Here is a 251-nt window from a genome sequence, read left to right as displayed (position 1 = left end):
CGACGAACACGGCAATCAACAGCCTGTCGACGTCCACGTCGACGGGGTTGAGCACAGCCAACAGCACGGTGACGTCGTTGTCGACGTCCGCTTCGACAGGAATTTCGTCGGCCAACAGTTCGATCGCGTCGCTGTCGACCTCGACGTCGACCGGCATCGGTTCGCTGTCGACGGGGTTGAGCACGACCAACAGCACGGTGACGTCGCTGTCGACGTCGGCTTCGACAGGAATTTCGTCGGCCAACAGTTCG

At 61.4% G+C, this 251-nt stretch carries 1 protein-coding gene; it reads right to left on the bottom strand.

Annotated elements, in window-relative coordinates; genetic code table 11:
• On the bottom strand, positions 1 to 251 hold a 251-nt coding region (locus HWY45_RS37270; protein WP_279607773.1), incomplete at both ends, for a hypothetical protein.

This window comes from Burkholderia stagnalis (assembly GCF_902830275.1).
Classification (GTDB): Bacteria; Pseudomonadota; Gammaproteobacteria; order Burkholderiales; family Burkholderiaceae; genus Burkholderia; species Burkholderia stagnalis.
Note: the sequence above shows the minus strand (reverse complement) of the source record. Positions and strands in the feature narration are given on the sequence as shown.